We start from the raw sequence: 25,027 nt of genomic DNA, 5'->3' as shown, positions 1-25,027 counted from the left end.
ATACCGTCGGCTTCGACGCACCGCCGAGCAGTTGATCAGAAGGGAAGCGGCATGTCCGAGGACTCGTCGCTGAACGTGGCGGCGGTCTTGACGATTCCACCCCTGGATCAGGGTTCGGTGGTCGCCGGGCACCGCGGGCTGTCCCGCGAGGTCCACTGGGTGGACATCATCCACGCACCGGCCGAGGACTTCGTCCGTCCCGGTGACCTGGTGCTGACCACGGGCGCCGACATCCACCAGCCGGGTGTGCGCGACTTCCTCGTCTCCTTGGTGTCCTCCCCGGCCGCCGGCATCGTGCTCAGCCCTCCCCCGGACGTGGACGCGCACGATCTCCTCGAGCTGCTGATCCCCCTCGCCGACAAGCATGGCTGCCCATTTGTCCTGCTGCCCTGGGAGATTGCCTTCGCCGACGTCCAGAAGACCCTGCTGCCGCTGGTCAGTCCGTCCCCGCCGGACACCCGGGTGCAGATGGTCATCGGGCGCCGCGTGCGCGACAATTTCCTGTGGAGCGAGGCCGCCGACAGGTTCGCCAAAGCGCTGCACGAATTGGCGCTCGCCGCAGGCCTTACGGTCACGTCGTCGGTCACCGACGACCTCGTGATGAGCCATTTCTCTTCGGCCCCAACGGAATCCACGGTATCCGGATTGGTCGATTCCGCGCGGCGGCTCAGCCGGCTTCCCGACGATCTGGTGGCCTGGGCGCTGCTGGCACCCGCACATGGCCACGCGGTCGCCGTCGCCGCACCGGTATCGCAGGCACTGCCCGAGAGCCCGGCCGGTCCGATGCAATTCGCCGAGGTGCTGCGGCAGCACCCCCGCAGCATGGCGACCATCCTGCAAACGCTGCAGCCACTCGTCGATTACGACAAGACCCGGCGTGGCCAACTCGTGCACACCTTGGAGATCCTGCTCGACGAGGCCACGAACACCAGTGCGGCGGCGCGGGCGCTGTTCCTGAACCGGCACTCGCTGCTGTATCGGATCAAACTCATCGAGGAACTCACCGGGCTGTCACTCAAGAACCCCGCCGACCGTTTCCAGCTGGAGGTCAGCGTGCGGGTTCACCAGATCAACGAAGCGCGCTGACTAGCGCTCGTACTGTCGCGGGTCGACGGCCAGATGCGCCGAAACGTCCCCGACCATCTCCACGTCCACCTTGCGTTCGGTGAAGAACCAACCATCCTCGTCACGGGCGAACACGTCGGCGTAGCGCCCCACCACGATGGGCTGCAGCGGCACGGTGTCGGTCTGTTGGACGACGCAGAAGGTCGAGCGGGCCGTTGCCCGCTCGCCATCGATGTCGACGATCGGGTTGAGCACCAGATGGCGAGTCCGGGTGCGGTTGCCATGGTCGGGAAACCGCCGGGTGGTGTGCGCGAAGAGCTTCGCGATGGCCTGGTCTCCAGCCACGCTGCCCGATGCGGGGCCGCCGAACGTGGCCCGGCCCAGCAACTGGCCCACCCCGTCGAAGTCGCCGGCGTCGATCAGCTCGGCATAGCGGTACAGCAGTTCGGTGACCTCAAGCTTGTCGGCGACGGTTGATGCGCTCATGCCACCTGCCCCTTGACCACCGGCAGGCCCGGATCGCTGGCCGCATCGAGTGGAGAGGGCGCCGCACCGGCCGCGATCAGGTGCGCCGCGAACGAGGCGATCATGGCGCCGTTGTCGGTGCACAAGCGCGGTCGGGGCACCCGCAGGGTCAGACCCGCTGCCGCGCAGCGTTCTTCGGCGAGTTCACGCAGCCGGGAGTTGGCGGCCACCCCACCCGCGATCAGCAAGGTCGAGACCCCGAGGTCGGTGGCCGCGCGTACGGCCTTGGCGGTCAGCACATCGGCGACGGCCTCCTGGAACCCGGCGGCCACATCGGCCTGCGCTGCTTCCGGGTTCGCCTCCACATAGCGGGCCACCGCGGTCTTGAGCCCCGAGAAGCTGAACACGTACGGATCGTCGCGCGGCCCGGTCATTCCGCGCGGGAAGACGATTGCGTCGCGGTCTCCGGTGCGGGCCAGTTCGTCGAGCACCCGCCCGCCCGGATAGCCGAGCCCGAGCAGCCGGGCCACCTTGTCGTAGGCCTCACCGGCGGCGTCGTCGACGGTGCTGCCCAGCTCGATGATCGGCTCCCCCAGTGATCGGACATGCAGCAGGTGGGTGTGCCCGCCGGAGACCAGCAGACCCACGCTCTCGGGCAGTGGCCCGTGGTCGTACACGTCGGCGGCCAAATGCCCGCCCAGGTGGTTGACGCCGTAGAACGGGACGTTCCAGCCGGCCGCGTAGGCCTTGGCGGCGGCCACCCCGACCAGCAGCGCCCCCGCCAGGCCGGGCCCGATGGTCGCGGCGACGACATCGGGCCGCTCGATGCCAGCGGCGTCCAGTGCCCTGCGCATCGTCGGCCCCAGCGCCTCCAGGTGTGCGCGCGACGCGATCTCGGGGACGACGCCGCCGTAGCGGGCGTGCTCGTCGACGCTGGAGGCGACCTCATCGGCCAACAGAGAAACCGTCGGCCGTCCGCTGTCGTCGATCGCGAGGTCGGCGATACCGACTCCGGTTTCGTCACAAGAACTTTCGATTGCCAGGATGATCACGTCGGGTTCCCTTGGGGAAGGCGTTGCATGGTGTAGGCATCGGCCCCGCTGGCGCGGTAATACCGCTTGCGCAGGCCGATGTTGACGAATCCGACGCTCTCGTACAGCGCGATGGCTGGTTCGTTGTCGGTGCGGACCTCCAGGAAAACCGTTCCGCCGGAGGCGAAATCGAGCAGGTCGCTCAGCAGCCGGCGCCCGATCCCCTGCCCCTGGAATTCGGGGTCGACGCCGATGGTGTGGATTTCGTACTCGTAGGGGCGCATGCGGCCCAGCCGGGAGATACCGGCATAGCCGACCAGCACTCCGTCGCTGCGGGCCGCGATGTAGCGATTGTGCTTCGCGTCGAGCTCGGCCAGGAATGCCCGGGCCGGCCACGGATCGTCACCGACGAACAGCTTGGCCTCCAGCTCCGCGCACCGCGCGGCATCGGCCGGGGTCAGCGCATCGAAAACTGTCATTTCCGCACCGCCGCAGAGGGTTTCGCATCAGGGCGGCGCAGATACAACGGCACCAGGGGTTGCGGATCATCCCAATCGGTGACGGCGCGCACCAGGCCCGCAGGCGTCGGATACACGACGTCGAGCCTGGGAAGGTCGAACAGCGCGGCGTGCTCGGGCGAACCGGCCACCGCCGCAACCGACGTCTGCAGTACCGCTGCCACATCGGCGGGTGCGTTGACAGCGGGGCCGTCCACCCGGATCCCGCCGCGGTAGTGCGCCCAGTACACCTCGCGGCGCCGTGCATCCGTGACCACCAAGACGTCGCCGTCGGTGTGAACGCCGATGCCATCCAGGCTGCACACCCCGTGCACCGGAACGCCAAGGGCATGACCGAATGCCGCGGCACTGGCCATCCCGACCCGCAGTCCCGTGAACGGGCCCGGTCCGCAACCGACGACGACCGCGTCGATATCGGCAATAGAGATCCCGGCCTCGGACACGGCGCCCAGCACGTTCGGCGTGAGCTGTTCGGCGTGAGCCCGGGCGTCCACGGTCACCCGCTCGGCGAGATCCTGCACCGTGCCGTCCTCGGCACGGCGGACCACACCGGCACTGACCGCAGGCGTCGCGGTGTCGATGGTCAATACGTTCATGGGGCGCTCCACTGCCAGATCACCGTGCGCGTCTCGGTTTCGGTGTCCCGCTCGATGCGGATGTCCAGGTGATGATCGGACAGCCGTTCAGCCAGGCCCTCGCCCCACTCGACCACCACCACGGCGTCGTCCAGGTCGGTGTCCAGATCGAGCGCGTCGAGTTCGCCCAGCAGGTCGACGCCGGGGTGATCCAGCAGGCGGTACATGTCGACATGCACCATCGACGGACGGCCGGCCTGCCGCGCGCGATGGACCCGAGCCAGCACGAACGTCGGCGAAACCACCGGCCCGTCCACATCCATGGCCGCCGCGATGCCCTTGGCCATCACGGTCTTGCCCGCACCCAAGGGACCTGACAGCACAACCACGTCACCGGCCTTGAGCCCGGCGCCCAGCGAGGCGCCCAGGGCGATGGTGTCCTCGGCGGTGGCCAGCTGGGCCGTGCCTGCGCTGCGCTCAGCCACGGAACATGACCCGATCGCGGACCCGGCGGCCGAGGCTGACCAGTTTGGAGGGGGTGGCCCGCTCCACCAGACGGACCAGTGCGTCATCGATCACCACGGGCTCCTCAAGCTGGACCAGATGGCCCGCTCCCCCGACGATCACCAGCTCGGAGCGGGGTAGCTGTGCGGCCATGGCCTTTGAGTATTCCATTGGCGTGAGCAGATCCCGGTCACCGCAGGCGATCAGAGTCGGCACTTTGGCCAGCACCCGCAGGGCCGCGGCCTCGTCGTGGACCTCGAGCGCATGGAGAAACTCGACCAGCGTGGTGATCGAGGTGCCGTGCATCATGCGCTGGGAGAACTCGACCACGCTCGGGCTGACCGCCTCGTCGCCATAGGACGCCGCACGCAGGACCGGCCCGATCACCGACCGGGCCGCGCCGCGGGTGTGATGCGCGGCGCCCGGCGCATAACGGGCCACGAACCGCACCGCTTCCAGCGCCGGGTTGCGCAAGATCTCCCCCAACGGTGAACGGGCCACACCCTCGACAGCCGAGGAGATCACCGCCGCACCCACGATCTGCTTCGGATAGCGGTCAGGGAACTGCCGCGCATGGGACAGCACCGTCATGCCGCCCATCGAATGACCGACCAGCACCACGGGTCCACGCGGGACAGTCACGGCCAGAACGGATTCCAGATCACGTCCGAGCTGTTCCACGGTGTAGGTGTCCGGTGATGCGGCGCCGGACTGGCCGTGGCCACGCTGGTCGTAGAACACCATCCGCACCTGCGGACCCCACTGTTCTGCCAGCCGGGTGCGCTGAAAGTAGAAGGCGCCCATGCGCAGACAGAAACCGTGGGCGAACACCACCGTCAACGGCGCGTCGTTGGGGCCGACCTCCCGCACCGCCAGTGGTACCCCGTCGACAGTGGTCACCACCGAGCTGCGGTCGGCATCGAGGCGTTCGAAATCCTCACCCAGGTAAGGGTCCTCGCCGGCTCTGCGTCGGGTCAGCGCCCGCGCCACCGACCTGCCCGCCACCGTGCCGACAGCGGTCACCCCGGCCGCGCCGGCGAGCCACTGAGCATTGCGACTCAACGCCCGCGACCTGCCTGCAGATAAGTGCGGGTGATCCGGCCGCGCGGGCTGGTCACCACTTCGTAGTTGATGGTGTCGAGCAGTTCGGCCCAATCCTGGGCGGTCTGTTCACCGTGGGTGCCAGGGCCGAACAGGATGGCGTCATCGCCCGCGGTGACGTCGGTGGCGTCGGGTCCGAGATCGACGACGAACTGGTCCATGCAGATCCGCCCGACCGCCGGACGGCGCCTGCCGTTGATCAGCACCTCGATCTTGCCGCTCAACGACCGGAAGATGCCGTCGGCGTAGCCCACGGGCAGCAGCGCCAGCGTGGTGTCCCGGTCGGCGATCCAACGGTGACCGTAGGACACCCCGTCCCCGGCGTGCACCGAACGCACCAGCGCGACAGGGCATTTCAATGTCATGGCGGGTATCAGCCCCATGTCGCCGCGTTCCGGGATCGGGCTCAGGCCGTACACCGCGATCCCGGGCCGCACCATGTCGAACGCCAGATCCGGACGGGTCATGGCCGCAGGCGAATTGGACAGGTGCGCCAGCTCGAACACGACGCCCTGGGCCGCGGCCTGTTCCCGCATCGCGGTGAGACGCTTGCCCTGTAGATCGTTGAACGGATTCTCGGGCTCGTCACCGTGCACCAGGTGGCTCATGATGCCGCGCGGCTGGACCGCCCCGTCGGCCTGGGCGCGGCCCAGCGCCGCGATCACGTCGGGGAAATCAGCCGGGCTGACGCCGTTGCGACTCAGCCCGGTGTCGACCTTCACCGTGACCGTCGCGCTGCGGCCGGTCTGGTGCACGGCCGCCACCAGATCATCGAGCTGACGGACCGATGACACCGCAACCTGCACATCGGCTTCGAGTGCCGGGGCGAAATCGGTGCCCGGCGGGTGTAGCCAGCACAGCACCGGGGCGGTGATCCCACCCGCCCGCAGTGCCACCGCCTCGGCGATCGTCACGACGCCGAGTTCGGCCGCCCCGGCGGCCAGCGCGGCCCGGCCCACCTCAACGGCACCGTGCCCGTACCCGTCGGCCTTGACCACGACCATCACCCGGGCGCTGCCGGCATGTTCACGCAGCAGGCGGACGTTGTGATCGATCGCGCCGAGATCGACCACCGCCTGCGGCGAGGCGTGCGGGGTCAGCGAGGTCTCGAGTTCGGTCGTCTGCATGTCATATCACCGCCGACCATTGTCCCAGAGACGCGCATCCAGGCAGATCACAGCCGGATGTGACGCGCGGTGACTGCCAGCCGGCGCATTCGGGCCCGGATTTCGCCGTCGGTGTTCGGCGCCAATGTCAGCCCGGCGGTGGCGGCGATCCGGTCGGCCACCTGGGGTATTCCGACGGTGTCGGTCCAGATATGTTCGGCGAACTCCGGCCTCGACAGACTCTCGAGACCACGGTCGAGCCGTTCGACCGCGAATGTGTCGCCCCATTGCGGCAGCTCCTTCGGTCCGCCGTGGCGCAGCAGTCGCCCGAGGCCCAGCCCGCGGTCGGCCAACCGCTGCACGACCGTTTCCCGCTGCGCCAACAGGGTGAAGTGGAAGACGTCGTGGCCCGCGTCGCGCAGACGGCCGACCGTCTCGGCAAAATAGCTCGGCTCGAAGACGGTCATCGGTGCGATGACCGGCCCGTCGTACCGTCGCAAGGTGTGGTCCAGCACCTCGAAAACACCTTGCCGCCAGGCCGGAAAGTCCTGAAAGTCCCTGCGCAGCTCACGCGGCATGGTGCGGTGCAGGCCGTACCCGACGAATTCAGGGTCGCAGACCACGCTGCCGGTCAGGCGACGGTTGAGTTCGTATGCGGTCTGGGTCTTTCCGACCCCGAACGGTCCATTGATCCACAGCAGCATGCCGTCGACGCTAGTGCGCGAACGGCTGCAGGTCGTCGAACGCCCCGCGTGGTTTGAGCTTGTCGAGCCGGCCGAGCACGGTGATCGTGTCCTCCTTGAGCGCCCGGGCCAGATCCGCCGAGAAACCCTCACGCACGACGACCCGCAGCACCACGACGTCGGTGGCGCCCTCGGGCATCGTGTACGCCGGCACCTGCCAGCCGAAGGAACGCAACCCCTCGGAGACGTCGAACTCGGTGTACCCCGGTTTTCCCTTGAGCCGGAAGCTGACGACGGGGATGGCCGAACCGTCGGTGATCAGCTCGAAGTGCTCACTGTCGCGCAACTCGTCGCCCAACCAGCGCGCCGTCTGCGACAGGCACTGCATCACCTGGGTGTACCCGGCCCGGCCCAGCCGCAGGAAGTTGTAGTACTGGCCCACCACCTGGTTGCCGGGCCGGGAGAAGTTCAGCGTGAACGTCGGCATGTCACCGCCCAGGTAGTTGACCCGGAACACCAGATCCTCGGGCAGGTGCTCCTTGCTGCGCCAGACCACGAACCCGATGCCCGGGTAGGTCAGCCCGTACTTGTGACCGCTGACGTTGATCGACACCACGCGCGGCAGCCGGAAATCCCACTCCAGGTCGGGATGGATGAACGGGACGACGAATCCGCCGCTGGCGGCATCGACGTGCACGGGGATGTCGAGGCCCTTATCTTGGGCGAGCGTGTCGAGCGCCGCGCAGATCTCGGCGATCGGCTCCAGCTCGCCGGTGTAGGTGGTGCCCAGGATGGCCACCACGCCGATGGTGTCCTCGTCGACCGCGTCGAGCACCTGCTCGGGGGTGATGACGTAGCGGCCCTCTTCCATCGGCAGGTACCGCGGCTCGACGTCGAAGTACCGGCAGAACTTCTCCCACACCACCTGGACGTTGGCGCCCATCACCAGGTTGGGTGTGCGTCCCTTCCAGTCTTTCCCGACCCTTTCGCGCCACCGCCACTTGAGCGCGAGCCCGCCCAGCATCACCGCCTCACTGGACCCGATCGTGGAGACGCCCACAGCACTGGACGGATCGTCGTCACGCAGATCTTCGGCGTGGAACAGGTCGGCGACCATGCTCACGCAGCGCGCCTCGATCGCGGCGGTGGCCGGGTACTCGTCCTTGTCGATCATGTTCTTGTCGAACGTCTCGGCCATCAGCTTCTCGGCCTCGGGATCCATCCACGTGGTGACGAACGTCGCCAGGTTCAACCGGGAGCTGCCGTCGAGCATCAGCTCGTCGTGGATGAACCGGTAGGCCGCCTGCGGATCCATCGCCTCGTCGGGCAAGCGCAGCGATGGCACCGGCGCCATCGCCAACCGGCCGGTGTAGGCCGGTGAGATGTGCGGGGCGCGATGGTGCTTGTGCGACATGGCAAGTCCTTTTCGTTGCGGCGAATTGTTTACAGCGAGGCGATGGCGGCGCGGACGTGGGCGAGGATGCGCGACGCCGAAGTAGGCGCCGGGCTCGGGCCAGGGTCGGCCGCCGACAGGTTGGCGGCGCGGGCATGGACGAAGGCTGCCGCGGCGGCAGCTTCCCCGGCGGGCAGTCCGGCGGCCAGCAGTGCGCCGATGATCCCCGTCAGCACATCGCCCGATCCGGCTGTGGCAGCCCAGGACTGGCCGGCCGGGTTGAGGTAGGTCGTGGCAGTGCCTGATCCCCCGGTCGCTCCGCTCCTGCCCGCCGAACCGGGCTCGGCGATGACAGTGACGTTGCCCTTGAGCAGCACGGTGACTCCGAGTCGGTGCGCCAGGTCTCGGGTGGCCGCCACCCGGTCCGCGCCCGGCGGATTGCCGGCCAGCCGTTCGAATTCGCCGGCATGCGGGGTCAGCACGGTCGGCGCGCTGCGTCCGGTGAGCGGGCCGGGATCGGCGGCGAGCATCGTCAGCCCGTCGGCGTCCACGATCACCGGCAGGTCGGATTCGAGAGCGAAATGCAATGCAGACCTTGCGGTTTCATCGGTGCCGAGCCCCGGCCCCACTGCCCAGGCCTGCACCCGGCCCGCGTCCTGCGGACTGGGAGCGGCGACCACCTCGGGCCAGTGCGAAAGCACCTGCGGTGCAGCACTTCCCGCATATCGGACCATGCCCGACGTGGCGGCCACGGCAGCGCCGGTACTCAGCACCGCCGCCCCGGGATAGGTCGACGATCCGGACAGCACGCCCGTCACGCCCTGGGTGTACTTGTCGTCATGCGGGCCGGGGATCGGCCACCGCGCCCGCACGTCGGCGACCTCGAATCCGGCAAGGTCACTGGGCGCCAGGTCCAGTCCGATGTCGACGAGTTCGACGCGACCGCACTCCCCCAGTGCGTGAACAGGTTTGAGACCGCCGAACGTGACGGTCAGGGCGGCACGCACATGTGGGCCGTCGGCAGCGCCGGTCTGCACGTCGAGGCCACTGGGGATGTCGACCGCCACCACGGGCGCCGTGTTGGCCTCGAATACCGCCGCGGCGTTGGGGCGCAACGCACCGCGTCCGGAGATGCCGACGACGCCATCGATCACCAGATCGGTTCCGGCCGAAATGCCGGACACCACCCGGCCGCCGGCCCGCCGGAATGCGGCCAGGCCCTTGGCGTGCGCCCGGTCCGGATCGAGCAACACCGCATCCGCCGCCACACCGCGGCGGCGCAGGAACGTCGCCGCCCACAGGGCATCGCCGCCGTTGTCGCCGGACCCCACCACCGCGCAGATACGCCGGCCCGCGACACCGCCGGTGCGCAACTTCAGTTCGGTACCGATCGCCGTCGCCAGCCCATAGGCGGCACGGCCCATCAGCACGCCGTCGGGCAGCGATGCCAGCAGTGGGGCCTCTGCGGCACGGATCGCATCGGCCGAGTAGTAGTACTGCATCAGCTCCCGCTCCACTCGAGGTGTGTTCGACTTTGCCGCGCGCCAACAGGTTACGTGTGTTTGCTCGACACGGTCAGAGATTCGCTGCCGACACGGGTCTGTGGTCTCAGGTTTTGTCGAACGTGACGCCACGGCTGATGAGGAACCGCCGCAGCAACCATGACGTCACGTTCGCGCAGTCTGGTCAGCTTCGTCGTCCGGCGATGTGCGCGATCGTGGACGCGGCGTCGCGCAACCGGTCCGGTGGGTGAGATGCGTATCCGAGAACCAATCCGGGCGGTCCGGGCAGCCGCCGGTGCCAGGAGACCGGATGCACGAGAACACCCGCGTCACGCAGATCGTCGGCCAGTGCGACGTCGTCGACGTCCTCGGGCAAGGTGACGAGCAGGTGCAGGCCGGCGGCGACACCCGTCACCGTCGCGGCGGGCATCGCGGTGGCAAGCACGTCCAGCAGGGCGTCGCGCCGGGCCCGGTGGCGCGCCCGGACCAGCCGGACATGCCGGTCGTACTCGCCGGATTCCAGTAGCCGCGCGAGCACCAGCTGCGGCACGGTCGGGCTGCCGAGGTCGGTGGCGTGCTTGGCTGTCACCAGGTCCGGACGACGCTGCGGGGGCGCAGTCAACCAGCCCAGTCGCAGGGCCGGCGCAAGGCTCTTCGAGGTGCTGCCGGCATACGCGATGCGATCGGGTGCCGACGGGTGCAACGCCGGCACCGGCGCCCGGTCATAGCGATACTCGGCGTCGTAGTCGTCTTCGATGATCAGCTCGCCGTTCCATTCGAGCAGCTCGCGCCGCCGCTGCGGGCTGAGCACCACGCCCGTCGGAAACTGATGCGCCGGGGTCAGGAAGACGGTGGGTGCACCGGTGGCACTCAGCTCACTGACGACGATGCCGTCGCCGTCGACCGGAACCGGCACCGGGCGCAGGCCCCAGTACTCGAGTTCGTCGACGGCCCCGCGCGAACCTGGATCTTCGACGGCGATGGTGTCGAGTCCTTCGTCGCGCAGCTGCTGGGCCAGTAGCGCCACCGCCTGGGCGACACCTGCGACCACCAGGATCTCGTCGGCATCGATCCGCAGCCCACGGGTCCGGCCCAGCCACGGGGCCAGTGCCGCTCGCAACCGGGGATGACCGCGGGGATCGCCGTAGCCGAGGTCTTCGGGTGCGGCCTCGGCCAGCACCGCCCGTTCGGCGCGCAGCCACGTACTGCGCGGAAATGCCGACAGATCGGGCACTCCCGGCGACAGGTCGATCCCTTCACCGACCGGCAGGCGGGGGCGGGGCAGACGAGACACCGAAGGCGCCGGCGTGGGCTCGGGCTGTGGTGGCCGGACCGGCCGCGTGAGCACGTGGCTGCCGCCCCCGGCCCGCCCGCCGATCAGTCCCTCGTCGGCCAGCCGCCGGTAGGCCTCGACGACCACGCCACGGGACACCGCGAGTTCGCCGGCCAGTACCCGGGTCGCGGGACACCGGGTCCCGGGAGCCAGCCGCCCGTCGGCGATCGCACTACGCAGCGCGTCCGCGAGCCAGTCGGTCAAGCCGCGTGCCGGTGCGGTCGCCGGATCGAGTTGCAGAAAGTCCGCGCCCACCGCGTCCCGCGCCACTTGGTCCATTAGAAGTATCCAAACTTGGTTCTGTTTGTTGGACCATGTTGGCCGCAGGATGGGCGCATGTCCAGCTCCGCCCGCGCCGGCCTGTCCGGCGCCCTCGGTATGACGTTCGTCGGCGGCAGCGTCGCGGTCTCGGGTGTGCTTGCCCATGCGCCACTGCACACCGCGCAGGCGTTGCGTTACGCGGTCGCCTGCGTGCTGCTGCTCGTCTGGGTCCGGCTCACCGGCCGCCCGTTGCGCCGCCCCCGCGGCAACGAGTGGTTCTGGCTACTCGGCGTCACCGCGACCGGCCTGGTGTTGTTCAACGTGGCGCTGGTGTACGGATCGCGCCATGCCGAACCGGCGGTGCTGGCCGTCGCCGTGGCGTGCGTACCGTTGGCGCTGGCGACGGTGGGACCACTGCTGGAGGGCCACCGGCCGGGGAGCCGGGTGCTCGCCGCGGCTGCCGTGGTCAGCATCGGCGCGGTCATCGTCGAAGGGCTGGGCCGTGCCGACGCCATCGGATTGCTCTGGGCCATGGTCGTTTTCGGCTGCGAAGCCGGCTTCACGCTGCTGGCGGTGCCGGTTCTCGGCGCACACGGTGCTTCCGGAGTATCCGTGCACACCACCTGGATGGCGGCAGTGATGTTCGGTGCGCTGGCGCTGGCCACCGAAGGCCCCCGAGCGGCAAGCACTTTCGATGCCGGTGAGCTCCTGGCGATCGGCTATCTGGCCGTCTGCGTGACGGCGGTCGCCTTCATCCTCTGGTACACCTGTGTGCGCACGCTGGGCGCCGGCCGGGCCGGGTTGCTCACGGGGGTCGCGCCCATCGCGGCCGGCGTGATCGGCATACCGGTGGTCGGGGCGATGCCCAGCGCGGCGGCGTGGGCGGGCGTCGCGCTGATCTCCTGCGGGCTGGCATTGGGCTTGGGCGGCAACGGCGCAGCGGGGCAGGCTCAGCGTTCGCCGGAACACATGCCCGAGATGAGCAGGTTCAGCCCGAAGTCGAATCGCGCATCGAAGTCGAGCAACTGCTCGACGGGGCTGGACGCGAGGTGTGGGTAGTCCCCGGCGTGAACCACCCCTTCGAGTGTCTCGGTTTCGCCGCCGGCGGCGCCCTGCTGCTCCAGGGCTTCACCGAGGACGTAGCAGAACAATGAACTGGCGGCCCACAAGGCGCGTTCGTGGGCCAAGCCGCCGGCCTGGATGCTGCCGACGAGCGTGTCGACGAAGGTCAGGTTGGCGCGCTTGGCGGCGTAGTTGCCGCCCACGATGCGGGCTCCGTCGCGCTGCGCCAGCAGAGCCGAACGCAGCCCCGCGGCAAGACTTTTGACGCGATCGGTCCATCGTGGTTCGTCGGTGTCGGAGTTTTCGAGCGCCTTGGCCAGAATCGTCTCGGCCATCTCGTCGATGAGCGCGTCCTTGCCGTCGACGAGTCGGTAGATCGTGGGGAGGTGGGCCCGCAGCCGGTCGGCCAGCCGGCGCATCGTCAGCGATTCCAGTCCGCCCTCGTTGACCAGCGCCAAAGCTTCTCCGACCACGCGGTCCACCGGCAGGTTCGCCAGCGCCACCCGATCGCGGCCAGTCGGGGCGGTTGACACGTTAACAACGTTATCACTACGCTCTGACCTGCGATTAACATTGTTAATCCAAAAGGAGGTATGGCGTGACAAGCGAACTGGCAGCCGGTGGGATCGGCGTCTCCGTACGACAGCTGCGCTGGGAGGCCGATGGCGTGGTGTCCGTGCAATTGCAGCCGCGATCCGGCGAGCTACTGCCGACCTGGAAGCCGGGCGCACACATCGATCTGGTCCTGCCGACCGGCATCCAACGCCAGTACTCGTTGTGCGGGCCCGTCGGCGAGCGCTCGTACTACCGCATCGGGGTGCGGCGGGAACGCACCAGCCGCGGCGGGTCCGAGTACGTACACGCGTTCCTGCGGCCGGGACAGCACCTCACGGTCGCGGGCCTACGCAACACCTTCGGGCTGCACCGGGCCACCTCATACACGTTTGTGGCCGGCGGCATCGGGATCACCCCGATCCTCCCGATGATCCGTCAGGCCGAAACGTGGGGCGCGGACTGGAAACTGCTCTACGGCGGGCACACCGCGACCTCGATGCCGTTCTCGGACGAACTCCGCGGATACGGAGCGCGCGTGAGCTTCTATGCCTCTGACGCCGACGGCCGCATCCCGCTCAGCGAGCACTTCGCTCAAGTTCAGCCTGGAGCCGAGATCTATGCGTGCGGCCCCTCGGCGCTGTTGTCGGCGCTGCAGGACGCCACCGCACACTGGCCGGCGGGCAGCCTGCATCTCGAGCGCTTCAAGCCGCGCAAACGGGCGCCCGCTGCCGACGACAAGCCGATCGAGGTGGTGTGCGAGAGATCGGGCAGAACCGTCAAAGTCGAAGCGGGCCAGAGCATTCTCGCCGCCCTCGATGGCGCCGGGGTCAACGTGCCGTCGTCGTGCCGATCGGGTATCTGCGGTGCCTGCGAGACCAGCGTCGTCGACGGAGTGCCCGACCATCGCGACGACATTCTCTCCGAGTCTGAGCGCGCCGCCAACGACCGCATGTTCATCTGTGTTTCCCGGGCACAAACTCCCCGACTCATTCTCGACGTGTGATGGAGGCGATGGTGAAAACGACAGGCACAGCAGCGGATTCGTACTCCCCTATCTCAATGGGGCGCATCAGGGAGATCGTCGGGCATCCAGAGCGGTTCATCGCGGAGAAGAAGGAGCCGAAACTCGGTGAATTCTCGGCCCGGTTCATCGCGCACAGCCCGTTCTACTGCATGGCCACGGTGGGCGCCGACGGCCAGTTGGACACCAGCCCACGAGGCGATCCGCCGGGTTCGGTGCGAATCCTCGACCCGTGGACGCTCGCCATCCCGGACCGGCCGGGAAACAAACTGGCCGATACTCACGAGAACATCACCAAGCATCCGGCGGTGGGGCTGGTCTTCTTCGTGCCGGGCATCCGCGAGGTGATCCGGGTGAACGGGGACGCGTTCGTCACCGACGACCCCGAGCTGCTCGAGATGCTCAGCGCCGACGGCAAACCCGCGGTGTTGGCCACCATCGTGCGCATTCGCGAAGTGTTCGGGCAGTGCGGCAAGGCCGTGATCCGGGCCAAGCTCTGGGAAGGCGACAGCCGGGGGCTGGCCGAAGCCGTGACGTTGGGCGGGGACTTCTACACCCTCACGATCACCGAGAGCGCGGCGAAGATGGCTGAGAAACTCGGCGACCTGGCCGGCTCGCTTCACTCGGTGATCGACGATCACTACGAGAACGAGCTGTACTGAACTCAGACCGATGCGGTCGCAGCGGCAGGCTCGACCGTCACCTTGATGGCCTCACCGTTCTGCACGATCGAGAACGCGTCGAGCACGTCGTCGAGCGGGATGTGGCGGGTGATGAGGTCCTTCACCGGCACCTGGCCGGTCGAGATGTACTGCAGCGCACGCTTGTTGTGCTCCGGCGCGGAACCGTTGGCACCGTGGATGTGCAACTGGCGGTAGTGCACGATGTTCGAATCGCACGTGATGGTCGGGTTGGTCTTGGGCAATCCACCGAAGAACGAGATGCGCCCGTTTCGGGCGGCCATCGCGATGGCCTGCTCCTGGGTGACGTTGGCCGCGGTGGCGGTGATGACGACGTCGGCGCCGCGGCCGCCGGTCAGTTCCATCACCTTCTCGACCACGTCGACCTCCGCCGCGTTGATCACCTCGTCGGGATGCACGGCGTCGGCCGACATCTTGAGCCGGCTTTCGTTCACGTCGACGAGATAGACCGGGCCGCAATTGTGTACCCCGCGCGCGATGCGGATGTGCATACAGCCGATGGGTCCGGCGCCGAACACCACGACGGTGTCGCCCTCTTCGATGCCGAGCAGGTCCTGCGCGTTGATCGCGCACGCGAACGGTTCGGCCGCCGACGCTTCGTCGTAGCTGACGTTGTCCGGGATCCGGTTCAGCCCATCGACTTTGAGCACCTGACGCGGAACGATCATGTACTCGGCGAACCCGCCGTCGTACTGGTACCCCATCGACGTCTGGTTCTGGCAGACGGCCATCCAGCCCTTGCGGCACTCGTGACATTCTCCGCACGGGACCGCCGCGATCACCTGAACCCGGTCACCCTCGGCCCAATCGGTGCCGTAGGTGGAATTCACGTCGGCCCCCACCTCCACGATGTCACCGGCGATCTCATGGCCGATGGTGCGCGGTGGGGTCAGGTTCTGGTGCCCGTTGTGCAGGATCTTGACATCGGTGCCGCAGGTGGAGCAGTTGCGGACCCGGATCTTCACCTCGCCGGGGCCGCACTGTGGCTCCGGTACATCCTCCAGCCGGACGTCCTCGGGGGCGTAGTAACGCAGGGCTTTCATGACGGTCCTCTCGACTCGCAGGGTACGGCGCTAACCGGGTCGGTATGAGCACCCTAACGCCGATCCGGTCATAAAACCACAATTTTCTTCGCCCATTTGCGCCCGATTGCTTGCGCAGATGCCCACTTATGCGATCTACTGAGCATGCATGTGACCGGCGTCACCCAGCAGGCCGGCAAGATCGGAGGTCGTCAGATGTCCACTGTCGAAGCGCCACGCCCCGGGGTCCGGGTGCACGTGCAGAAGCTGGGCACTTCGCTGTCGAACATGGTGATGCCGAACATCGGCGCCTTCATCGCCTGGGGCCTGATCACCGCCCTTTTCATCGAGCAGGGTTGGCTACAGGCCATCTTCTCCGGGCTCAAAGACCCTGACGGGTGGGTGGCCAAGATCGGCGGCTGGGGCAGTTACGACGGCGCCGGGATCGTCGGCCCGATGATCACCTACCTGCTCCCCGTCCTGATCGGATACACCGGTGGCCGGATGATCCACGGCAACCGCGGCGCCGTCGTCGGCGCGATCGCGACCATGGGGGTGGTGGCCGGCGCCGATGTCCCGATGTTCATGGGCGCGATGATCATGGGGCCACTGGGCGGCTGGGCGATGAAGAAGGCCGACGCGCTCTGGGAAGGCAAGATCCGGCCCGGGTTCGAAATGCTGGTCGACAACTTCTCCGCGGGCATCATGGGCATGCTGCTGGCCATCCTCGGCTTCTTCGGCGTCGGACCGATCGTGTCATCGTTCACCCGGGCCGCCGGAAACGCGGTGGACTTCCTGGTCAACAACGACCTGCTGCCCGCGACCTCATTGCTCATCGAACCAGCGAAGGTGCTGTTCCTCAACAACGCCATCAACCACGGGGTGCTGACACCGCTGGGCACCACCCAGGCGCTGGAGACCGGCAAATCGATTCTGTTCCTGCTCGAGACCAACCCCGGGCCCGGCCTGGGAGTCCTGTTGGCGTTCATGGTGTTCGGCCGCGGCGTTGCCCGCGCCTCGGCTCCGGGCGCCGCGATCATCCAGTTCTTCGGCGGTATCCACGAGATCTATTTCCCGTACGTGCTGATGAAGCCGAAGCTGATCGCCGCCACGATCCTCGGCGGCATGACGGGCGTCTTCATCAACGTGCTGTTCGGTTCCGGGCTGCGCGCCCCGGCCGCGCCCGGTTCGATCATCGCGATCTACGCGCAGACCGCCGGCGGCAGCTTTCTCGGTGTGACGCTGTCGGTGCTCGGTGCCACCGCCGTCTCGTTCGCCGTCGCGTCACTGCTGCTCAAGACCGACCGTGCCGATGACGAACCCGATCTGGCCGCAGCCACCGCGGAGATGGAGGCGCTCAAAGGCAAGAAGTCCAGCGTTGCGTCCGCCCTGGTCGGTGCGCAACGGGGTCCGGTGACCAGCATCGTCTTCGCCTGCGACGCCGGCATGGGGTCCTCGGCGATGGGCGCCTCGGTGCTGCGCAAGAAGATCCGTTCCGCGGGGTTCGGTGATATCGCAGTCACCAACCAATCGATCGCGAACCTCACCGACACATACGACATGGTGGTAACCCACCGCGACCTCACCGATCGGGCCCGCCTGAAAACCGCATCGGCCGTTCATGTCTCGGTGGAGGACTTCATGAGTAGCCCCCGCTATGACGAGATCGTCGAGATGCTGGGGAACACGAACTCCTCCGCCAGTGGGGTTGCCGAGGAGCAGCCCGATGACATGGCGGATGAGCGCTTGCGCGAAGACCCGAAGGCTGGGGCCGACGTGCTGCCGCTCGATTCGATCGTGCTGGCCGGCACCGCCACCTCAGCAGACGCGGCCATCGACGAGGCCGGCGCCCTGTTGGTCGCAGCGGACGCCGTCGATCCGGCGTACGTGGATGCCATGCACGAGCGCGAGAAGTCGGTGTCGACCTACATGGGCAACGGTCTGGCCATCCCGCACGGCACCAACGAGGCCAAGACCGCGATCCGCCGTACCGGGATCTCGTTCGTCCGCTACCCCGAACCCATCGACTGGAACGGCAAACCTGCCGAGTTCGTGGTCGGCATCGCCGGACTGGGCAACGACCACATGGCGCTGCTGACCAAGATCGCCCACGTCTTCCTCGACAAGGACGAAGTGGCCCGGCTGCGGGCGGCGACCAGCGCAGACGACGTGCGCGCGGTGCTGTCCGACAGCAAATAACCGACACCGCACCGGGGCTGCCCCAGAATGGCAAGCGTGGATTCAGATACCCGCCAGAGCCGCATCGTCGAGTTCGCGCGCAGCCGCGGCCGCGTCGATGTCCTGACGTTGGCCGACGAACTCGACGTCGCTGCCGAGACCATCCGCCGCGACCTCAAGGCACTGGCCGGGAGACGATTGCTCAAACGTGTACACGGCGGCGCGATTCCACTGGAGACCGCCGCGTTCGAATCCACCGTCGAATACCGCAGTCAGGTGGACCTGGCCCAGAAGCACCGCATCGCGGCCGCGGCGGCGCATCTGCTGCACGGCGCCGAAACCGTATACCTCGACGAGGGTTTCACGCCGCGGCTGATCGCCGAACAGCTCGCCGATCAGGAACTGACCGTTGTGACATCGTCGCTGCTGGCCGCCGAAGCACTGGCCCACAGCGAGACCGTCACCGTCCTGATGCTCGGTGGGCGAATGCGAGGGCGCACCCTGGCTACCGTCGACCACTGGGCGGTCGAACGATTGAGCAGCCTGGTAATCGATATCGCCTTCCTGGGCACCAACGGAATCACCGCCGAGCACGGCCTCACCACACCGGATCCCGCCGTGGCAGCGGTGAAGCAGACAGCGGTGAAGGTCGCACAGCGGTGCGTACTGGTGGCCGCGCATTCCAAGTTCGGCGAGACAAGCTTCTGCCGGTTCGCGGACGTCTCCGATTTCGAGTCGATCGTCACCGGCACCGAGTTGCCCGTGGAGGAAGCTCAGCGTTTCGAAGCACTCGGGACATCGGTGATCCGCGCCTGAGCATCAATCGGGCTACACGTCGCCCCAGAAGCGGCCAGCCCGCTGCGCGATTTCTTCCGGGTATTCACCGTTGATGGCGTGAGAAGCGTCGGACCAGAGTTCAATCTGACCGTTTACCAGTAACTCTCGTGCCCGCGCGACGGCGCGCGGCGGGTCGAGCATGACGCTGCGCCCGGCGATCAATGCCAGCACCGGTACGTCGATGCTCCGCAGCTGCTCGTCGGTGAACAGTTTCGGCATCGGGGTATGCAGCGTGAAATCCGTTGAACCCGCGGAGATCAGCGCGGCTTCGGTCTCGGCGGCATCGATATCTGCTCCCCCGGCTATCCAGCTCTGTACCCTCCGGCGCCACCTCTCCGGCACGCCCGGAGCGAACAGTGCCACCGAGGCCAATATCGCCTTGACCGGAACACCGGTGAAGGTGAACACCGGATCCAACAAGGTGAGCGACGCAATCCGTCCCGGGCGGTGCACCGCAGCGTTGGCGGCGGTCCAGCCGCCCATCGACACGCCGAGTAGGTGCGCCTTCTCCAACCCGAGGCCGGCCAACGTCTCGTCGAGCCACTGCGCCTGATCGGGGGCATCGCGAACAGCCTTGTGCTGCACCGAAAGGCCCGCCTCGCCGAGCAGGTCGATGCCATAGACCGTGCGGTGCTTCAGCAGGGGTTCGAGATTTGTTCGGTACATCGGCGTCGACGCGTTGCGGCCGGGCAACAGGATCGCCGGTGCGCCGGTGTCCGGCCCGGTGAAGCGGTAGGCCCGCACTGTCCCGAATGTTGTTGGCACGTCGAACAACTCGCAGGGCGGCAGCGTCGCCATTCCGGCCTCGTAGGTGCCCAGAAAATGGGCGAACGCCGCCTCGGAGATGAACGCGCCGAGCCCGTCACGGGCCCACCGCCCGGCGATGTTGACCGTGGGAACCCGCAGATCCATCAGTTCAACCCCACCGAGGGCCAGGACTACTCGACGGTGACCGACTTGGCCAGGTTGCGCGGCTTGTCGACGTCGTAACCCCGAGCGCGGGCCACCCCGGCCGCGAACACCTGTAGTGGAATGGTCGACAGCAGCGGCTGGAAAAGTGTTGACACCGCCGGGATCTCGATCAGGTGATCGGCGTAGGGCTGCACCGTGTCGTCGCCTTCCTCGGCGATGACGATGGTGACCGCACCACGCGCCTGGATCTCACGGATGTTCGAGAGCAGCTTGGCATGCAACATCTGCGCGTTCTTGGGCGACGGCATCACCACGATGACCGGCAGGTCCTCGTCGATCAGCGCGATCGGACCGTGCTTGAGTTCGCCGGCCGCGAAGCCCTCGGCGTGCATGTACGCCAGCTCCTTGAGCTTGAGCGCGCCCTCCAGCGCCACCGGATAGCCGACGTGTCGCCCGAGGAACAGGATCGTGGGCGACTTCGCGAACCGCTGGGCCAAGTGGAACACCGGTTCGATGCCGGCCAGCACCCGGCTGACCTGATCCGGCATGGCTTCCAGCTCGTGGTACTCGCGCTCCACCTCGTCGGGATATTTGGTGCCGCGGGCCTGCGCCAGGGCCAGCCCCACCAGGTAGTTGGCGGCGATCTGAGCCAGGAACGTCTTGGTGGCGGCCACGCCGATCTCCGGCCCGGCCCGGGTGTAGAGCACCGCGTCGGCCTCGCGGGGAATCTGGCTGCCGTTGGTGTTGCAGATCGCCAACACTTTGGCCTTCTGCGTCTTGGCGTGCCGTACCGCTTCCAGAGTGTCGGCGGTCTCGCCGGACTGCGAAATCGCGATCACCAGCGTGCTGCGGTCCAGCACCGGGTCGCGGTACCGGAACTCGCTCGCCAGCTCGACCTCGACCGGCAGCCGGGTCCAGTGCTCGATGGCGTACTTGGCCAGCAGCCCGGAGTGGTACGCGGTACCGCAGGCGACGATGAAGACCTTGTCGATCTCGCGCAGTTCCTGGTCGGAGAGGCGTTGCTCGTCGAGCACGATCCGGCCGTCGACGAAATGCCCCAGCAGTGTGTCGGCGACCGCGGCGGGCTGCTCGGCGATCTCCTTGAGCATGAAGTAGTCGTAGCCACCCTTTTCGGCGGCATCGAGATCCCAGTCGATGTGGAATTCGCGGAAGTCGCGGCCGGCCTGCAGATCGTCCCTGCCGAAGAAGTCGGTGATCCGGTAACCGTCGGCGGTCAGCACCACAGCTTGGTCCTGGCCGAGTTCCACGGCGTTGCGGGTGTGCTCGATGAATGCCGCCACGTCCGAGCCGACGAACATCTCGCCGTCGCCGATCCCGACCACCAGCGGGGTGGACCGGCGAGCGGCCACGATGGTGCCCGGATCGTCGGCGTTGGCGAACACCAGGGTGAAGTGGCCTTCGAGGCGCTGCAGCACGGCGAGCACCGACGCCGGGAAATCACCGGCGGTCGCGCCGTCGCGGTACTGCCGGGCCACCAGGTGCACGGCCACCTCGGAGTCGGTGTCGCTGGCGAACTCCACCCCGTCGGCTTCCAACTCGGCGCGCAGGACGGCGAAGTTCTCGATGATGCCGTTGTGGACGACGGCGATCTTGCCCGCCGCGTCGCGGTGCGGGTGCGCGTTGCGGTCGGTGGGTCGGCCATGGGTGGCCCAGCGGGTGTGGCCCAGGCCGGTGCTACCGATCAGCACGCCATCGTCGGTCTCGGCCAGAGTGGTCTCGAGGTTGGCCAGCCGACCGGCGCGGCGACGCACCGTCAACCCGCCGTTGCCGTCGAGCAGGGCGATACCCGAAGAGTCGTAACCTCGGTATTCCATCCGGCGCAGCGCGTCGACGACGATGCCGCGGGCCGGGCGCGCCCCGACGTAGCCGACGATTCCACACATAGGGTCCCAGGGTAGTGCAGTCGGGCCGCTGACCCGATTCTGCGCGACGGCGGTTGACGCAAATCACCGTCGTTCGCGCTACCGTCAACGCGTGGCCAGCACAAAGAAGCTCTTCGCAGGGTTGTCCCGCCGGGGGCCGCATCGCGTTCTGCGCGGCGACCTGGCTTTCGCCGGCATGCCGGGCGTGGTGTACACCCCGGAGTCCGGCATGAACCTGCCCGGTGTGGTCTTCGGCCATGACTGGATGGCCCAGGCCGCCAACTACACGGGCACGCTCGAGCATCTCGCCTCGTGGGGAATCGTGGCCGCGGCCCCCGACACCGAGAAAGGGCTGGCGCCGTCGGTGCTCAATTTGGCCTTCGACCTGGGTGCGGCGCTGGAGATCATCACCGGGGTGCGGCTGGGGCCGGGCAAGATCAGCGTGCATCCGGGCAAGCGGGGCGTGGTGGGGCACGGCTTCGGCGGATCGGCCGCGGTCTTCGCCGCCGCCGGGATGGCCGGTGACCCGCACCGTCCGAAGGCAGTGGTCTCGCTGTTCCCGACAGTGACCAAGCCTCGGGCCGAGGAACCCGCGTCGGCGTTGCAGGTGCCCGGCCTGATCCTCACCGACCCCGGCGACCCGATGACACTGCGCTCCAACGCCGTGGAGTTGACCCGGGCGTGGAAGGGCGCCACGTTGCGGACGGTCAGCAAGGCCAAGGCCGGTGGCCTGGTCGAAGGCCGTCGGCTGGCTCGCTTCATCGGACTTCCCGGTGCCGACCGCGAGACGCAGAAGATGGTGCGAGCCCTGCTCAGCGGGTACCTGCTGGCCACGCTGGCCGGGGACAAGACCTACCGCGATTTCGCCGATCCCGACGTCGACCTGCCGCACACCGAAGCGGCCGATCCGAACGCCGACCCGGTGGCGCTGGAGGACAAGGTCGTCGCGCTGCTCAAGCCGTGACCGCGCGTCACACCAAGCCCGATCAGACCAGCGTCGTGCCGCCGTCGACGGTCAGCACCACCCCGGTACCGAACTCCTGTTCCATCAGATAGGCGTACGCCAGTGCGGTGTCGGCCGGCACGCCGATGCGCCCCGCGGGGACGTTGCTCGCGAACTGCTCGTACACGGCGTCGCGATCCGCTGCCCCGAGCGCTGACCACAGGGGCGTCTCGATGGGCCCCGGGGAGACGGTGTTGACGCGCAACGGTGCGAGTTCGATGGCCAATGCCCGGGTCATGGCGTTGATCGCACCGCTGACGGCGGTGGGCAGCACACCGAGGCCGGGCTTCTCGGCGGCCGTACCGCTGGTGAGCGTGATCGACCCGCCCGGCGTGATGCGAGGAGCGAACTCCCGCACCGCCTGCAATTGGCCGATGAAGCGGGTGCCGAGGAACTCTGTGATCGCCTCGGCAGTCAGATCAGCCAGGCCGAGCATCGTGAGTGGCTCGCCTGCGCTGAACACGAGGTGCTCGATCTCCCCCACCTCATCGACGAGCCGAGCCAGCGACGCGGGATCACCGAGATCGACGGTCAGCCCGCGGGCGTGCTCGCCGAGTCCGGTCAGGGCCCGATCGACGTTGGCCTGGTTGCGCGACACCACGATTGGTACGCCGCCTCGGTCGGCGACTGCTTGCGCCACCCCCAGACCGATGCCGGAGGTGCCGCCGATGATCAGTACGCGCGCGTTCTTGAGGTTCATGAGTCCACTGTGAATTCGCGTCGGCTTCGTCGTCCAAGACTCTTTTCGTCGTCCGGCGATACCCTCAGGGCATGAGCACGCCGGACCTCGATCTGCGCAAGCTGCGGTACTTCGTCGCAGTCGCCGAGGAGCTCAATTTCGGGCGTGCCGCGCAGCGCCTGCACATCGCACAGCCCGTGCTGTCGCGGCAGATCCGGGCGTTCGAAGACGAGCTCGGCGCGCAGTTGTTCATCCGCGGCAGCAGCGGGACTCAGTTGACCACCGCGGGTTCCCAGCTGCTGCAGGACGCGAAAGTCCTGCTCGACGACGCGCAGGCTCTGCGGCAGCGATTGGCCCAGGCCGCCGGGCGCACAGTGACCGTGACGGTCGGGGTGATGGCCGGATTGCGTGCCACGGCAGCGGCCGCGGCGTTCGAGGCAGGCGACCCGCGCCGCCGCGCGGTGATACGCCAAATCCCGTGGCCCCAGCAGGCCGAGTTGGTCCGGACGGGCGAAGTGGACGTGGTCTACGCGCGTGAACCCGTCGACCACCGCGGGTTGGGCAGCGTCCCACTCCTGGAAGAGCCCATGGATGCGGTCCTGCCTGCCGACGATCCACTGGCAACGCGTGCATCGTTGCGTCTGGCCGACCTCGCGACCCTGGTGTTGTTGCTGCCGGACCCGGCGATGGTCCCGGGTTGGCAGGCCGCGGCTGTGGCCGGTCAGCGTTGGGCACCGCCGCGCGAGGCGTTCCGTTCCGTCGAGGACAAACTCGAACATGTCGCCGCGCGTGAGGGTTTCGTCATTCTGCCGCGATCCACGACTGCGTACTACCGCCGACCGGACGTACGGGCGGTGCCGATCGAAGATCTGGGGCCCGCCAGGGTCACGTTGATCTGGAACGCGGCCACGGACAACCCGGTACGGGACGAGTTCGTGGCGGCGGCGCTGGCGTGCCGGGACCAGACGATCTGATGACCGATGAAATCAGGTGGGTGCCGCCCGCGGAGCCCATCGCGCCCCCGACCCTATTGATCCAGAAGACCTCCGGTGTCCCGGATTTCGAAGTCCACCAATTGATGACGATGAAGTGGGGAATGATCCCGAAGCGGGTGATGATCGAATGGACGCTGCGGGAATACGGGGTCTCGCTCGACGACGCGGAACGGATCCATCAGCAGGTCGCCGGGCTGCTTGAGGATGAATCCTCTCGCTTCGAGAACCTGAAACAGGTTGTCGGCGTTGCGAAGAACGATTCGACGTCATTGATTTTCAGCAGTGTGTTGTGGCCGGGGTTCGAGTTCACCGCGCGCCGCGGAACCGACGGAACGCTGGAGTCGGCGCGGTACCGCCGCGCCGGGGGGCATGTGCGGCCCGCCGATTCGCCCGGCGAACAGCCCCCGTGGAGCATGGACACCAGCGAGTTCGTCGAACATTTCGGACCTGCCACCTTGACCCAGAGCTACTCCTGCACCGACGACGTCCTCCCCGCGCACGAGGTGTACGACTTCGAGTGGAACGGCAGGCGGTACGGAGCCGGCTTCAGCTGGGGCCTGTTCCTGCTCGCGGGCCAGTACTGGGAATGACCGCCTACCGCCCGCCCGCGTACCCAACCAACCAGTTGATCGTGATATAACT

The 25,027-nt window shown here is 67.8% G+C and carries 25 protein-coding genes; 9 read left to right on the top strand and 16 right to left on the bottom strand.

The window, feature by feature from the left end; all coding sequences use genetic code 11:
• Positions 1–51: 51 nt before the first annotated feature.
• Positions 52–1,086 (top strand): PucR family transcriptional regulator, encoded by a 1,035-nt coding sequence (locus QQ25_RS08470; protein ID WP_039378221.1) that lies wholly within the window; start codon positions 52–54, stop codon positions 1,084–1,086.
• On the opposite strand, the gene QQ25_RS08465 is transcribed toward QQ25_RS08470, so the two are convergent.
• The 11 genes from QQ25_RS08465 to pdxR all read right to left on the bottom strand — a co-directional run bounded on the left by QQ25_RS08465 (position 1,087) and on the right by pdxR (position 11,555).
• Positions 1,087–1,551, bottom strand: a complete 465-nt coding sequence (locus tag QQ25_RS08465) for a nuclear transport factor 2 family protein (protein WP_039317105.1) — start codon at positions 1,549–1,551, stop codon at positions 1,087–1,089.
• Positions 1,548–2,582, bottom strand: coding sequence for a tRNA (adenosine(37)-N6)-threonylcarbamoyltransferase complex transferase subunit TsaD (gene tsaD, locus QQ25_RS08460; RefSeq protein WP_039378218.1), 1,035 nt, complete (start codon positions 2,580–2,582; stop codon positions 1,548–1,550). Before tsaD ends, QQ25_RS08465 begins: the two co-directional genes overlap by 4 nt.
• The gene (gene rimI / locus QQ25_RS08455) at positions 2,579–3,040 is read right to left on the bottom strand and encodes a ribosomal protein S18-alanine N-acetyltransferase (RefSeq protein ID WP_039317103.1); all 462 of its coding nucleotides are present in this window, start codon (positions 3,038–3,040) and stop codon (positions 2,579–2,581) included. Before rimI ends, tsaD begins: the two co-directional genes overlap by 4 nt.
• Complete coding sequence (gene tsaB / locus QQ25_RS08450) at positions 3,037–3,675, bottom strand: tRNA (adenosine(37)-N6)-threonylcarbamoyltransferase complex dimerization subunit type 1 TsaB (RefSeq protein WP_039378639.1); 639 nt, start codon at positions 3,673–3,675, stop codon at positions 3,037–3,039. The genes rimI and tsaB overlap by 4 nt, the downstream gene beginning before the upstream one ends.
• The gene (gene tsaE / locus QQ25_RS08445; RefSeq protein ID WP_039378217.1) at positions 3,672–4,139 is read right to left on the bottom strand and encodes a tRNA (adenosine(37)-N6)-threonylcarbamoyltransferase complex ATPase subunit type 1 TsaE; all 468 of its coding nucleotides are present in this window, start codon (positions 4,137–4,139) and stop codon (positions 3,672–3,674) included. The genes tsaB and tsaE overlap by 4 nt, the downstream gene beginning before the upstream one ends.
• Positions 4,132–5,220 (bottom strand): alpha/beta fold hydrolase, encoded by a 1,089-nt coding sequence (locus QQ25_RS08440; protein WP_039378214.1) that lies wholly within the window; start codon positions 5,218–5,220, stop codon positions 4,132–4,134. The genes tsaE and QQ25_RS08440 overlap by 8 nt, the downstream gene beginning before the upstream one ends.
• A complete protein-coding gene (alr, locus tag QQ25_RS08435) occupies positions 5,217–6,386 on the bottom strand; it encodes an alanine racemase (protein WP_039378213.1) in 1,170 nt (389 codons plus the stop codon). The genes QQ25_RS08440 and alr overlap by 4 nt, the downstream gene beginning before the upstream one ends.
• Before the next feature lie 47 nt (positions 6,387–6,433).
• Complete coding sequence (locus tag QQ25_RS08430) at positions 6,434–7,069, bottom strand: AAA family ATPase (RefSeq protein WP_039378211.1); 636 nt, start codon at positions 7,067–7,069, stop codon at positions 6,434–6,436.
• 10 nt (positions 7,070–7,079) lie between these two features.
• On the bottom strand, positions 7,080–8,462 hold the full coding sequence (locus QQ25_RS08425) for a glutamate decarboxylase (RefSeq protein ID WP_039378210.1): 1,383 nt from the start codon (positions 8,460–8,462) through the stop codon (positions 7,080–7,082).
• Between the two features lie 29 nt (positions 8,463–8,491).
• On the bottom strand, positions 8,492–9,943 hold the full coding sequence (locus QQ25_RS08420) for an NAD(P)H-hydrate dehydratase (protein WP_039378637.1): 1,452 nt from the start codon (positions 9,941–9,943) through the stop codon (positions 8,492–8,494).
• 184 nt (positions 9,944–10,127) lie between these two features.
• The gene (pdxR, locus tag QQ25_RS08415; RefSeq protein WP_039378208.1) at positions 10,128–11,555 is read right to left on the bottom strand and encodes a MocR-like pyridoxine biosynthesis transcription factor PdxR; all 1,428 of its coding nucleotides are present in this window, start codon (positions 11,553–11,555) and stop codon (positions 10,128–10,130) included.
• Between the two features lie 57 nt (positions 11,556–11,612).
• On the opposite strand from pdxR, the gene QQ25_RS08410 reads away from it, so the two are divergent.
• Positions 11,613–12,596, top strand: a complete 984-nt coding sequence (locus tag QQ25_RS08410) for a DMT family transporter (RefSeq protein ID WP_039378207.1) — start codon at positions 11,613–11,615, stop codon at positions 12,594–12,596.
• Here QQ25_RS08410 and QQ25_RS08405 read toward each other — a convergent pair.
• Complete coding sequence (locus tag QQ25_RS08405) at positions 12,488–13,132, bottom strand: TetR/AcrR family transcriptional regulator C-terminal domain-containing protein (RefSeq protein WP_234711877.1); 645 nt, start codon at positions 13,130–13,132, stop codon at positions 12,488–12,490. The genes QQ25_RS08410 and QQ25_RS08405 overlap by 109 nt on opposite strands.
• 65 nt (positions 13,133–13,197) lie before the next feature.
• Here QQ25_RS08405 and QQ25_RS08400 point away from each other — a divergent pair, with 65 nt between their 5' ends.
• Both QQ25_RS08400 and QQ25_RS08395 read left to right on the top strand, forming a co-directional pair.
• Complete coding sequence (locus tag QQ25_RS08400; protein ID WP_101906227.1) at positions 13,198–14,157, top strand: PDR/VanB family oxidoreductase; 960 nt, start codon at positions 13,198–13,200, stop codon at positions 14,155–14,157.
• A gap of 56 nt (positions 14,158–14,213) precedes the next feature.
• Complete coding sequence (locus QQ25_RS08395) at positions 14,214–14,837, top strand: MSMEG_1061 family FMN-dependent PPOX-type flavoprotein (RefSeq protein ID WP_234711876.1); 624 nt, start codon at positions 14,214–14,216, stop codon at positions 14,835–14,837.
• A 2-nt stretch (positions 14,838–14,839) separates the two neighbouring features.
• Here QQ25_RS08395 and QQ25_RS08390 read toward each other — a convergent pair whose 3' ends face one another.
• Complete coding sequence (locus QQ25_RS08390; RefSeq protein WP_039378205.1) at positions 14,840–15,919, bottom strand: zinc-dependent dehydrogenase; 1,080 nt, start codon at positions 15,917–15,919, stop codon at positions 14,840–14,842.
• A gap of 195 nt (positions 15,920–16,114) precedes the next feature.
• On the opposite strand from QQ25_RS08390, the gene QQ25_RS08385 reads away from it, so the two are divergent.
• The gene (locus QQ25_RS08385; RefSeq protein WP_039378633.1) at positions 16,115–18,097 is read left to right on the top strand and encodes a PTS mannitol transporter subunit IICBA; all 1,983 of its coding nucleotides are present in this window, start codon (positions 16,115–16,117) and stop codon (positions 18,095–18,097) included.
• Positions 18,098–18,133: 36 nt separating this feature from the next.
• Complete coding sequence (locus QQ25_RS08380) at positions 18,134–18,892, top strand: DeoR/GlpR family DNA-binding transcription regulator (protein ID WP_039378204.1); 759 nt, start codon at positions 18,134–18,136, stop codon at positions 18,890–18,892.
• A gap of 12 nt (positions 18,893–18,904) precedes the next feature.
• On the opposite strand, the gene QQ25_RS08375 is transcribed toward QQ25_RS08380, so the two are convergent.
• Both QQ25_RS08375 and glmS read right to left on the bottom strand, forming a co-directional pair.
• A complete protein-coding gene (locus tag QQ25_RS08375; RefSeq protein WP_039378202.1) occupies positions 18,905–19,825 on the bottom strand; it encodes an alpha/beta fold hydrolase in 921 nt (306 codons plus the stop codon).
• Between the two features lie 26 nt (positions 19,826–19,851).
• The gene (gene glmS / locus QQ25_RS08370) at positions 19,852–21,729 is read right to left on the bottom strand and encodes a glutamine--fructose-6-phosphate transaminase (isomerizing) (RefSeq protein ID WP_039317087.1); all 1,878 of its coding nucleotides are present in this window, start codon (positions 21,727–21,729) and stop codon (positions 19,852–19,854) included.
• Between the two features lie 91 nt (positions 21,730–21,820).
• Between glmS and QQ25_RS08365 the strand changes: the two genes are divergently transcribed.
• A complete protein-coding gene (locus tag QQ25_RS08365) occupies positions 21,821–22,672 on the top strand; it encodes a dienelactone hydrolase family protein (RefSeq protein WP_039378200.1) in 852 nt (283 codons plus the stop codon).
• Between the two features lie 22 nt (positions 22,673–22,694).
• On the opposite strand, the gene QQ25_RS08360 is transcribed toward QQ25_RS08365, so the two are convergent.
• Positions 22,695–23,411: an SDR family oxidoreductase gene (locus tag QQ25_RS08360; RefSeq protein ID WP_039378197.1), complete on the bottom strand. Its 717-nt coding sequence runs from the start codon at positions 23,409–23,411 to the stop codon at positions 22,695–22,697.
• A gap of 71 nt (positions 23,412–23,482) precedes the next feature.
• On the opposite strand from QQ25_RS08360, the gene QQ25_RS08355 reads away from it, so the two are divergent.
• On the top strand, positions 23,483–24,364 hold the full coding sequence (locus QQ25_RS08355) for a LysR family transcriptional regulator (RefSeq protein WP_039378196.1): 882 nt from the start codon (positions 23,483–23,485) through the stop codon (positions 24,362–24,364).
• Positions 24,364–24,975, top strand: a complete 612-nt coding sequence (locus tag QQ25_RS08350) for a hypothetical protein (RefSeq protein WP_234711875.1) — start codon at positions 24,364–24,366, stop codon at positions 24,973–24,975. Before QQ25_RS08355 ends, QQ25_RS08350 begins: the two co-directional genes overlap by 1 nt.
• Positions 24,976–25,027 lie beyond the last annotated feature (52 nt).

The organism is Mycolicibacterium setense (assembly GCF_000805385.1).
Classification (GTDB): Bacteria; Actinomycetota; Actinomycetes; order Mycobacteriales; family Mycobacteriaceae; genus Mycobacterium; species Mycobacterium setense.
This window is presented reverse-complemented; position numbering and strand designations above follow the sequence as displayed.